The organism is Pseudomonas sp. TWP3-2 (assembly GCF_049897765.1).
Taxonomy (GTDB): domain Bacteria; phylum Pseudomonadota; class Gammaproteobacteria; order Pseudomonadales; family Pseudomonadaceae; genus Aquipseudomonas.
In genome coordinates this window covers 1-11,482 of sequence record NZ_JAFCWW010000016.1, presented here as the reverse complement: position 1 = coordinate 11,482, position 11,482 = coordinate 1, and the positions used below count along the sequence as shown (strand labels likewise).

General features: G+C 59.6%; 8 protein-coding genes and 1 riboswitch. Of the genes, 3 read left to right on the top strand and 5 right to left on the bottom strand.

Going from position 1 to position 11,482, the window contains the following annotated elements:
- Positions 1-352: 352 nt before the first annotated feature.
- Positions 353-4,063 carry a methionine synthase gene (metH, locus tag ACP7EE_RS20600; protein WP_426236311.1) on the bottom strand — a complete coding sequence of 1,237 codons (3,711 nt, stop codon included), beginning with the start codon at positions 4,061-4,063 and terminating at the stop codon, positions 353-355.
- A 158-nt stretch (positions 4,064-4,221) separates the two neighbouring features.
- On the opposite strand from metH, the gene ACP7EE_RS20595 reads away from it, so the two are divergent.
- The 3 genes from ACP7EE_RS20595 to nfuA all read left to right on the top strand — a co-directional run bounded on the left by ACP7EE_RS20595 (position 4,222) and on the right by nfuA (position 8,317).
- Positions 4,222-6,516 carry a fatty acid cis/trans isomerase gene (locus ACP7EE_RS20595; protein WP_426236309.1) on the top strand — a complete coding sequence of 765 codons (2,295 nt, stop codon included), beginning with the start codon at positions 4,222-4,224 and terminating at the stop codon, positions 6,514-6,516.
- Between the two features lie 125 nt (positions 6,517-6,641).
- On the top strand, positions 6,642-7,643 hold the full coding sequence (locus ACP7EE_RS20590; protein ID WP_426236307.1) for an acyltransferase family protein: 1,002 nt from the start codon (positions 6,642-6,644) through the stop codon (positions 7,641-7,643).
- A gap of 89 nt (positions 7,644-7,732) precedes the next feature.
- On the top strand, positions 7,733-8,317 hold the full coding sequence (gene nfuA / locus ACP7EE_RS20585) for a Fe-S biogenesis protein NfuA (RefSeq protein WP_420649152.1): 585 nt from the start codon (positions 7,733-7,735) through the stop codon (positions 8,315-8,317).
- Between the two features lie 169 nt (positions 8,318-8,486).
- On the opposite strand, the gene cobM is transcribed toward nfuA, so the two are convergent.
- The 4 genes from cobM to ACP7EE_RS20565 form a co-directional block, all read right to left on the bottom strand.
- The gene (cobM, locus tag ACP7EE_RS20580; protein ID WP_426205840.1) at positions 8,487-9,233 is read right to left on the bottom strand and encodes a precorrin-4 C(11)-methyltransferase; all 747 of its coding nucleotides are present in this window, start codon (positions 9,231-9,233) and stop codon (positions 8,487-8,489) included.
- 91 nt (positions 9,234-9,324) lie between these two features.
- On the bottom strand, positions 9,325-9,738 hold the full coding sequence (locus tag ACP7EE_RS20575; protein WP_426236305.1) for a cobalamin biosynthesis protein: 414 nt from the start codon (positions 9,736-9,738) through the stop codon (positions 9,325-9,327).
- The gene (locus tag ACP7EE_RS20570; protein ID WP_426236303.1) at positions 9,735-10,436 is read right to left on the bottom strand and encodes a CbtA family protein; all 702 of its coding nucleotides are present in this window, start codon (positions 10,434-10,436) and stop codon (positions 9,735-9,737) included. Before ACP7EE_RS20570 ends, ACP7EE_RS20575 begins: the two co-directional genes overlap by 4 nt.
- 11 nt (positions 10,437-10,447) lie before the next feature.
- Positions 10,448-10,645, bottom strand: coding sequence for a CbtB domain-containing protein (locus ACP7EE_RS20565; protein ID WP_426236301.1), 198 nt, complete (start codon positions 10,643-10,645; stop codon positions 10,448-10,450).
- A gap of 121 nt (positions 10,646-10,766) precedes the next feature.
- Positions 10,767-10,987, bottom strand: a riboswitch (cobalamin riboswitch).
- Positions 10,988-11,482: the final 495 nt, after the last annotated feature.

The following is an 11,482-nucleotide window of genomic DNA, read 5'->3' as shown; positions in this document are numbered from 1 at the left end:
ATGAGGCCGTCACGTGCTACACAAATGGTGACTGACCCGACGCCATCGCCGGCAAGCCAGCTCCCACAGTGGGCTGTGCAGGATTCAGATTATGTGAACGACACAAACCTTGTGGGAGCTGGCTTGCCAGCGATGAGGCCGCCACTCGCTAAACAAATGGCGACTGACCCGACGCCATCGCTGGCAAGCCAGCTCCCACAGGAGGCTGCGCAGGATTCAGATTATGTGACCGACACAAACCATGTGGGAGCTGGCTTGCCAGCGATGAGGCCGTCACTCGCTACACAAATGATGACTGGCCCGGCGCCATCGCTGGCAAGCCAGCTCCCACAGGGACATGCTCTGAGCTGGATTAGTTGTCGTAGCCCAGATTCGGCGCCAGCCAGCGTTCAGTCACGCTCAGCTCTTGCCCCTTGCGCGAGGTGTAACTCGCGACCTGATCCTTATCGACCTTGCCTACCGCAAAATACTGTGCCTGCGGATGCGCGAAGTACCAGCCGCTGACTGCCGCCGCCGGGAACATCGCGTAGTGCTCGGTGAGGAACACGCCGCTACGACCGGCACGCATTTCCTCTGCTTCAGGATCGAGCAGCGCAAACAACGCAGCTTTCTCGGTGTGATCCGGGCAGGCCGGATAGCCCGGGGCAGGGCGGATGCCGCTGTATTGCTCTTTGATCAGCGCGTCGTTGTCGAGCACTTCGTCCTTGGCGTAACCCCAGTGTTCTTTACGCACTTGCTGGTGCAGCCATTCGGCACAGGCTTCGGCCAAGCGGTCGGCGAGGGCCTTGACCATGATCGAGTTGTAATCGTCGCCAGCGTCCTGATAAGCCTTGGCGACTTCTTCGGCGCCAATGCCGGCGGTGGTGATGAAGCCGCCGACGTAGTCGATGATTTCACTGTCCTTCGGCGCGACAAAATCGGCCAGCGAGAAATTCGGTTTGCCGTCGGTCTTGATGATCTGCTGACGCAGGTGATGCAGTTTGGCCAGTGGCTTGCCGTCATCGCCATACAGTTCGATGTCGTCGTTATGCACCTGATTGGCTGGCCAGAAGCCAAACACTGCGCGGGCGCTGATCAATTTCTCGTCGATCAGTTTGGCAAGCATTTCCTGGGCATCGGCGTACAGCGCGGTGGCGGCTTCACCGACCACTTCGTCTTCGAGGATGCGCGGGAACTTGCCGGCCAGATCCCACGAGATGAAAAACGGCGTCCAGTCGATGTACTCGGCCAGCACCTTGAGATCGATATTGTCCAGCACGCGCGCGCCAGTGAAGGTCGGTTTGACCGGCGTGTAGTTTGCCCAGTCGAACTGCGGCTTCTTGGCAATCGCTGCCGGGTAGCTCAAGCGCTCGGTACGCGCGCTGCGGTTGGCGGTGCGCTCGCGCACTTCGACGTATTCGGCACGGGTGCGCTCGACGAAACCAGCCTTGAGTTCTTTGGACAGCAACTGCGTTGCCACGCCCACCGCACGCGAGGCGTCGGTCACGTAAACCACTGCATCGTTGCTGTACTTCGGTTCGATCTTCACCGCCGTGTGCGCTTTGGAAGTGGTCGCGCCGCCGATCATCAACGGCAGGTGGAAGTCCTGACGCTGCATTTCACGCGCCACATGCACCATCTCGTCCAGCGAAGGCGTGATCAGACCGGACAGGCCGATGATGTCGCACTTCTGTTCTTTGGCGACCTGCAGAATCTTTTCCGCCGGGACCATCACGCCGAGGTCGACGATGTCGTAGCCGTTGCAACCCAGCACCACGCCGACAATGTTCTTGCCAATGTCGTGCACGTCACCTTTGACGGTGGCCATGAGAATCTTGCCCTTGGCTTCCGGTTTGTCGCCTTTTTCCAGTTCGATGAACGGAATCAAATGCGCCACGGCCTGTTTCATCACACGGGCGGATTTCACCACTTGCGGCAGGAACATTTTGCCAGCGCCGAACAGGTCGCCAACGATGTTCATGCCGGACATCAGCGGGCCTTCGATCACCTCGATCGGGCGGCTGAACGACTGGCGCGATTCTTCGGTGTCTTCAACGATGTGCGTGGTGATGCCTTTGACCAGCGCATGCTCCAGACGCTTGTTGACCTCCCAGCCACGCCACTCTTCGGTCTCGGCTTCCTTGACGCTGCCGTCGCCCTTGTACTTGTCGGCGATGGCGAGGAGGGCGTCGGTACCGTTCGGTGTGCGGTTGAGCACCACGTCTTCGACAGCGTCGCGCAGCTCGGCCGGGATCTGATCGTAGATCTCCAACTGACCGGCGTTGACGATGCCCATGGTCAGGCCGTTGCGGATCGCATACAGCAGGAATACCGAGTGGATCGCCTCACGCACCGGGTTGTTGCCACGGAACGAGAACGACACGTTGGATACGCCACCGGACGTCAGCGCATACGGCAGTTCGTCGCGGATGTAGGCGCAGGCGTTGATGAAGTCCACAGCGTAATTGTTGTGTTCTTCGATGCCGGTGGCCACGGCGAAAATGTTCGGGTCGAAGATGATGTCTTCCGGCGGGAAACCGACTTCGTTCACCAGAATGTCGTAGGAGCGTTTGCAGATTTCTTTCTTGCGCGCTTCGGTGTCGGCCTGGCCGGCTTCGTCGAACGCCATGACCACGACCGCGGCGCCGTAGCGCTTGCACAGTTTGGCGTGATGGATGAACTGCTCGACGCCTTCTTTCATGCTGATCGAGTTGACGATGCCCTTGCCTTGAATACATTTCAGGCCGGCTTCGATCACTTCCCATTTCGAGGAGTCGATCATGATCGGTACGCGCGAGATGTCCGGTTCACCGGCAATCAGATTGAGGAAGGTCACCATGGCCTTCTTCGAATCGAGCATGCCTTCGTCCATGTTGATATCGATCACCTGCGCGCCGGCCTCGACCTGTTGCAGGGCGACTTCCAGCGCTTCGGTGTAGTTGTCTTCACGGATCAAACGGGCGAATTTCGCCGAGCCGGTGATGTTGGTGCGCTCACCGACGTTGACGAACAGCGAGCTGCGATCGATGGTGAACGGCTCCAGACCGGCCAGTCGGCAGGCCTTGGGAATGTCCGGAATCTGCCGTGGCGCGTAACCGGCCACCGCTTTGGCGATGGCTTCGATGTGGCCCGGCGTGGTGCCGCAGCAGCCGCCGACGATGTTCAGGAATCCGCTTTGGGCGAATTCTTCGATGACCTTGGCGGTCTCCGACGGCAGTTCGTCGTACTCGCCGAATTCGTTCGGCAGACCGGCGTTCGGGTGCGCGGAAACGTGAGTGCCGGCCTTGTCCGACAGCTCTTCCAGATACGGGCGCAGCTCACGGGCGCCGAGTGCGCAGTTGAGACCAACGGAAATCGGCTTGGCGTGTGCCACCGAGTTCCAGAACGCTTCGGTGGTCTGCCCCGACAACGTGCGCCCGGAGGCGTCGGTGATGGTCCCGGAAATCATGATCGGCAGTTCGAAACCGACTTCCTCGAACACACCTTGCACGGCGAAGATCGCGGCTTTGGCGTTGAGGGTATCGAAGATGGTTTCGATCAGGATCAGGTCGGCGCCGCCCTCGATCAGGCCTTTGGTGGCCTCGGTGTAGTTCTCCACCAGATCATCAAAAGTGACGTTGCGGTAGCCGGGGTTGTTGACGTCTGGCGACAGCGAGCAGGTGCGGCTGGTCGGGCCGAGCACGCCGGCGACGAAGCGCGGCTTGTCCGGATTCTCGGCGGTCTTGGCGTCGGCGACCTTGCGCGCCAGACGTGCGCCTTCTACGTTGAGTTCGTAGGCCAGCTCTTCCATGCCGTAATCGGCCATGGAAATCCGCGTGGCGTTGAAGGTGTTGGTTTCAAGGATGTCGGCACCGGCATCCAGGTAGGCTTTTTCGATACCGCCGATCACGTCCGGGCGGGTGATCACCAGCAGGTCGTTGTTACCCTTGACGTCGCTCGGCCAGTCGGCGAAGCGTTTGCCGCGATAATCCTGCTCTTCGAGCTTATAGCTCTGGATCATCGTGCCCATGCCGCCGTCCAGAATCAGGATGCGCTCTTTGAGAGCTTGCTTGAGAGCTTGAAGACGGACGCTGCGATCGGACATTGGGACTACTCGAAAAAGACCATGACGAAGGGCCGGGATCATAACAAACCTGTGCGCTTTTGGAGCATGCGGCTGTTTTGCATGAATATCGCTCATGTTGGTACGAGCGTCATAACGGTAGAATCGCGAACTTTTTTTCTCAACACCGGACCCGCCACATGTCGCACCGCATCATCAGCATTGCATTGCTGTTATTGAGCTGGGGCGCTGCGGCGCAAGATCCGGCTATCTCGTCTGCGGTTTCCTACACCCGAGACATTCAACCAATCTTCACCGAGAAGTGCGTGGCCTGCCATGCGTGCTACGACTCTGCCTGCCAGCTCAACCTGGGCAGCGGCGAAGGTGTGGCGCGCGGTGCGAGCAAGTTGCCGGTCTACGACGGTGAGCGCAGTCAAGCGGCGCCGACCACCCGACTGTTCTATGACGCTTTCGGCAAGCGTGCCTGGCAACAGAAGGGCTTCTATTCGGTGCTCGATACCCAAGGCAGCCAGGCAAACCTGATGGCGCGCATGTTGGAACTTGGGCACAGCGTGCCGTTGCAGCCCAACGCCAAACTCCCGCCAGAGATCGTGCTGGGACTCAATCGCGCCAATACCTGTGCAATGCCGGGCGAATTCGAGGGTTATGCCGGTGCGCATCCGAAGGAGGGCATGCCGCTGGCGGTCACCGGTCTGACCGATCAGCAATACCAGACCCTGCAACGCTGGCTCGCCTCGGGGGCGCCGATCGACGAACAAGGCCTGGCGCCGAGCGCACAGGAAGCACTGCAGATCGTGCAATGGGAAAATCTGCTGAACCGCCCCGGTGCGCGGGAAAGTCTGGTCGGACGCTGGTTGTTCGAGCACTTGTATCTCGCCCACATCTACTTCAAGGATGGCGAGCCGGGGCATTACTTTCAGTGGGTGCGCTCGCGCACGCCGAGCGGTCAGCCGATTGACCTGATCGCCACCCGCCGTCCGAACGACGATCCCGGCACGCAGGTTTACTACCGCTTGTGGCCGGTGCAGGGCGTGATCGTGCACAAGACCCACATCACTTATCCGCTGAGCGCGGCGAAGATGGCGCGGATCAAAAGCCTGTTCTACAGCGGCAAGTGGCAGGTCAACGCGTTGCCCGGTTACGGGCCGCAGAGCCGGGCCAATCCCTTTGCCACGTTTGAGGCGATTCCGGCGCAGGCGCGCTATCAGTTCATGCTCGATAACGCCGAATACTTCGTACGCACCTTTATTCGCGGGCCAGTGTGTCGCGGGCAGATTGCGACGGATGTGATCCGCGACAACTTCTGGGCGCTGTTCCAGGCACCGGAACATGACTTGTATATCACCGACCCTAACTATCGCGGCCAAGCCACGCCGTTGCTGGCGATGCCGGGTCAGAACGACGATGTCGGCAGCGTTCTCGGGCTGTGGCGCGACTACCGTGACAAGCGCAACGAGTACGAAGCCTTGCGCCGCGATAGCTACGCCGATTTGCCGGCGCCGGGCTGGTCGACGTTGTGGGCCGGAAACGACAACGCGCTGCTGAGCGTCTTCCGCCACTTCGACAGCGCTTCGGTGACCAAAGGCCTGATCGGCGATGTACCGCAGACGATGTGGTTGTTCGATTACCCGTTGCTGGAACGCACCTATTATCAACTGGCGGTCAACTTCGACGTGTTCGGCAATGTCTCGCATCAGGCGCAAACCCGCTTGTATTTCGACTTGATCCGCAACGGCGCCGAGCAGAATTTCCTGCGGCTGATGCCCGCCGATTCGCGCGAAGACTACCTCAACGATTGGTACCAAAGTGGCGGTCAGTTCAAGATGTGGCTGGATTACGAGGCCATCGACGACGACAAACCGACCGGGCTGAAACTCAACGAAAACGACCCGAAACGTGATTTCGCCCTGCAGTTGCTGAACCGTTATGGCGACCTGAATGCGCGGCCCGACCCGATCAACCGTTGCGCAAACGCCTACTGCTCGCGGCCGAACATCGATCCGGCGCTGCAAAATGCCGAGCAGGCGCTGAGCCGCCTGACTTCGCGCCCGGCCGCTGGCCTCAAGGTCATCGATCAACTGCCGGAAGCAAGCATGCTGCGCATCGAAACCCGCAGCGGCAAACGCGAGGTGTATAGCCTGATGCGCAACCGTGCGCACAGCAACGTGGCGTTTTTGCTCGGCGAATCGTTGCGCTATCAACCGGGGCTGGACACCTTGACGATTTATCCCGGCGTGCTCAGCAGTTATCCGAATTTCATTTTCAACATCCCGACGGATCAGGTACCGGCGTTTGTCGATGCCATGGAAGGCGCTCGTGATCAGGCGCAGTTCGAACGCATCGTCGAGCGCTGGGGGATTCGCCGCAGTCATCCACAATTCTGGTTTTACTTCCACGACTTGAGTCAGTACATCCACGAAACCGAGCCGGTGGAAGAGGGTGTGCTGGACATGAACCGCTACGAGAATCTTTGATCTTTTGCACGAGGCCCGCTGTCCCACGTCCAGGCAACACCGCAAATCCCCCCTGTGGGAGCTAGCAGGCTAGCTCCTACATTGGATTTTTGGTGATTTTCGAGGAGTGGACGGGAGGGCAATCGATGTTGATTTCAGTGCAAGCCCTGCGTGCGCTCGCGGCCTGGACCGTGGTTTGCCATCACTTCATGCAGATTTTCTTCGACTTCAATGCGCGTGGGCCGATTGGCCAGTTGTTCATCGACAAAGGCGCGGTGGGCGTCGATATCTTCTTTGTCATCAGCGGGCTGGTGATTTTTCTGTCGACCGAAGGCAAGACGCTGCCGCCGGCGCGCTTTCTGCTGTATCGACTGTTTCGCATTGTCCCGGCGTATTGGCTGTACACGCTGCTGATGGCGCTGCTGGTGGTGGTCGCCCAGCCGCTGCTGCCGGATCAGTCGGTGGACTGGAGTCACGTGCTGGCGTCGTTGCTGTTCATTCCGACTGAAAACCCCGGCGGCTATGGGATTTATCCGACGCTGAATGTCGGCTGGACACTGAATTACGAAATGCTCTTTTATGTGCTGTTTGCCTGGGCGCTGTTGTTTCGCTTGCAGGTGCGGCTGTTGGTGGTGGCGGCGCTGTTGTTTGCGGTGTGTCAGGCGTGGACCGGGTTTGGCTGGGTCAGCGAGTTTTATCGCTCGGACATCGTTTATGAATTCTTGCTCGGGATCGGTATCGGTATGCTTTATCGCCGGGGCTGGATTGGCGCGGGGCTGTGGTTGCCGTTGATCGGGATTGGCGCAGCGTTGATCGCGATTTACCAGCTGCCACCAGCGCCGAGATTATTCAATTGGGGCGTGCCGAGCGCGGTGTTGGTCATGGCGTGTATTGCGCTGGAGCGTTACGTCGAAGGCAATCGGGTACTCAAACTGCTCGGTGATTGCTCCTATTCGGTGTACCTGATGCATGTGCTGGTATTGTCGGCCGGCGGATTTATCGCCAGCCGCTATGGGATCAACCCGTATCTGATGTTCATTGTGTGTGCGCTGGCGATTGGTGTCGGTTCGTGGCTGAGCTACGAATGGGTGGAAAAACGCAGCTATCAGTGGCTTAAAGCGCGAGTCGACGACAAATCAGCGACTTAGGCGATTGCGAACTATTCCTACGTAAATACTAGGACTTTGTGCCGCGCGCCGATTGGCGTAAACTCCGCCCAAGCCTGCGAGGAGTTTCCATGACCGCTATTACCATTACTGACGCCGCCCACGATTACCTGGCCGATCTGCTCTCCAAGCAGAACACCCCAGGCATCGGCATCCGCGTCTTCATCACCCAGCCTGGCACCCAGTACGCCGAAACCTGCATTGCCTATTGCAAGCCGGGCGAAGAAAAACCTGAAGACACCGCGCTGGGGCTGAAAAGCTTCACCGCTTACATCGACAACTTCAGCGAAGCGTTTCTCGACGACGCGGTTGTCGATTACGCCACCGACCGCATGGGCGGCCAACTGACCATCAAGGCGCCAAACGCCAAAGTCCCGATGGTCAACGCCGACAGCCCGGTCAACGAGCGCATCAACTACTACCTGCAAACCGAGATCAATCCGGGGCTGGCCAGCCACGGCGGTCAGGTCAGCCTGATCGATGTGGTCGAAGACGGCATCGCCGTGTTGCAGTTCGGTGGCGGTTGCCAGGGTTGCGGCCAGGCTGACGTGACCTTGAAGGAAGGCATCGAGCGCACCTTGCTTGAGCGTATTCCGGAGCTCAAAGGTGTGCGTGACGTGACTGACCATACGCAGAAAGAAAACGCCTACTACTAAGGCGTTCGCTGCAGACATAAAAAACGGTGCTGTGGCGAGGGAGCTTGCTCCCGCTTGACTGCGAAGCAGTCACAATCCAGGCGATGCATTTTCCCGTGATGAATGCGCCGTCTGAATTTGGGATCGCTTCGCGATCCAGCGGGAGCAAGCTCCCTCGCCACAGTTGTTTTCAAGGTCTGTAAAGATGGGCATGCCCGGCACGATATAGCGACGACTCGCTGAAATGATCGCTGCCCAACACGCGACCGACCAGAATCAGCGCCGTACGTCGAAACCCTTTGGCTGCTACTTTCCCGGCGATATCGTCCAGCGTTCCCACCACCCAATCCTGATCCGGCCAAGTCGCCCGGTGAATCACCGCAATCGGGCAGTCAGCGCCGTAATGCGGGAGCAATTCAACCAGGATCTTCTCCAGATGATTGACCCCAAGATGAATCGCCATGGTCGCGCCATGCTGCGCCAGGCTGGCCAACTCTTCACCCGCCGGCATGGCAGTCTTGTCCGCATAGCGCGTCAGAATCACGCTCTGCGAAACATCCGGCAAGGTCAGCTCAGCGCCCAATAACGCCGCGCAAGCCGCCGTGGCTGTCACCCCGGGAACGATCTCGAACGGGATCGATAACTCGCGCAAGTAGCGAATCTGCTCACCAATCGCGCCATACAGACTCGGATCACCCGAATGGACCCGCGCCACGTCCTGGCCCTTGGCATGCGCAATCTTGATCAGATCAATGATCTGCTCCAGATGCAGCTCCGCGCTGTTGACCACCGTTTCCGCCTGATGCCCCTCCAGTACCGCCTCGGGTACCAGCGAGCCTGCATAGATGATCACCGGGCAATTGCGGATCAGCCGCTGGCCTTTGACGGTGATCAATTCCGGGTCGCCGGGGCCGGCGCCGATGAAGTAGACGGTCATCGTTGAATCCTGTGAAAAGGGCAGGGTGACGCTGCACGAGCAGTCTTCAGATGAAGATTGCTCATGATCGAAAGCGTGGATTATCGGGAATTTACGCGGCGCCGGCCAATGCCAGTGTTGCCTGCGCGTATTTTTGCCGGGAAATCAGCAGTTTTGCCGGGGCGCTGATTAGCTGTTCGGCGAGCGCCAACGCGGCACTTTCCGCCACGCCGTAGCAGCCGGTGCGTTCAAAAGCGATTTGCGAATGGTGACTCAAGCGTTGCTGATAACTCGCCAGTTCCTCGCTGCTGAAATACAGCAACGGCAACGCCAGTTGTGCCGCCAGTTCTTGCAGGCCAGGTTCATCGCGTTTCAGGTCGATGCTGGCCAAGGCTTTGACTGCGTCGAGTTCGATGCGATGGGCCTGCAAGGCCTGGTCAAGCAACGCGCGCAGCGTACTGGCCGGGCAGCCGCGCTGGCAGCCGAGGCCGACCACCAAGGTCGGCGCTGCGCGGGTTTCGGTCATGCCTGGTATTGACCTTCGCTCTTGCGACGGAACAACCAGGCGCTGATCAGGCCCAAGGCCAGCCAGAACACGACGTTGGTCAGTTGCGAGGCGATTTTGAACTGTGCTTCCAGTGCTTCCGGGGCGAGCATCGAATGCACTTCCGGTTGCGGCGCGCCGATCACGTGTGGCACTGCGAGGATCGCCACGCCAAGAACCTTCATCAACCAGGGACGGCTGAACGCGATCAGCGATAGACCGACAGCGGTGGACGCCGCGGTGCCGATCCACCACATCTGCCGCGAAGCCAGATCTGCCGCCGCAGTGCCCGGCAATTCAGGTGGCAGGCCCATGGTCGGCGCCAGCACGAAAGTCGCGTAACCGGCCAGACCCCAGAGCAAGCCCTGCGAAGTTTTGGTCGGCGCACGCAGGGTGTACAGACCGGCGAGCATCAGCGCGAAACCGACTGCAACCACCAGATTGCCGCCAGTGGTCGAAACCACGCGCTGCCAGCCGTCAGCCGGCTCCCAGGCTTCGCCATCGTGGGTGTGCGCGGCGGTGCCGGCGGCGTGTTCGTGAACTTCCGCCACAGGCTCGGACTTCTCGTAAGTCTCTGCCTGCAGAATCAGCGGCGAAACCCAGAAGCTTTGCAGCAGGGTGAGGAGCAGGGCGGCCAGCAGACCGGTGAAACCTGCGGTTTGCGCAATACGCTTGATCATGTCGTCAGGTCTCAGTGGCACGGGAACGCGGCGCTGTGGCGGGTATCGTGCGCGGCGTTGTGCACCGCTTCGATGTGTGAGAAACCGGCGAAGTAGACCAGGCACGCACCGAGGATCGACGCGCAGATGGCGGCGGTCAGGCGTTGGCTCAAAGTGTTGGTGCTGGCGAAACTCTTGTCAGTGCTGCCGCTGCTGCTGATGATCGACATGGCGCGTCCCTCTGGAATGTCAGCGGGGTGACAGAGCGCGTGAAAACCCCTGCGAGCCGGGCACGCAGAGGTTCAAACAGCGCCCGCCCACCGCGGGTTGTTATGTTCAGTGGCGCAAAATGCGTACTGTGTGTTGCGGGCCGGTCTCCGGGCTCACGAGGGGTTGGCAGTTGGCCGACCGGCAAGCGTCACCTTCCCATGCCAATCGCACAGTGGATCTGACGCTTCGCTCGCTTACCGTTGCGGGGGCAGCACCGGACTGACATGGCTTTGGAGTAAAGCACATGATTCACCGGTTTCCCGTTTCACCCTGTGAAGGGCACCCGTAACAAGGTGTGTAGGAGAGCATGGGTTGGGGTTTTTAGTCAATTTTGTGGGGGCATATCCGTTGCTGCGGTTGTGGCTGCTTAGGGTTCCGCCCTGACGGCGGGTCACTTTTTCCAGACGCCGAAAAAGTAACCAAAAAGGCTTTACCCTGACGTTCGGCCCTCGCTGTGGCTCGGGTTCCTTCGCTCCGGGATCGATCCGGGAGCATCGCCTCCGGTTTGCTGCGCTGCACCTCCTCTCGATGTGTTCGACTTCGTCGAACGGTCGCTGCGCTCCCACCCCCCGGATCAATCCCTCCACTCAGCCTGCCGACGGGCGATCGAGATCAAAAGCGGTACTCGAGCTAACGCTCATTGTGTTGAGTGGTGAGGGGCGGGGGTTCGGCTTTGGTTGCAGTGGTCTAATTTCCCCGGACACCCCGATAGGTGGAAAATGCATCTATCGAGGAGTTATTCATGACCAAAAAACGCAGGGCATTCGACGACAGCTTCAAGCTGCAAGTCGTGAAGA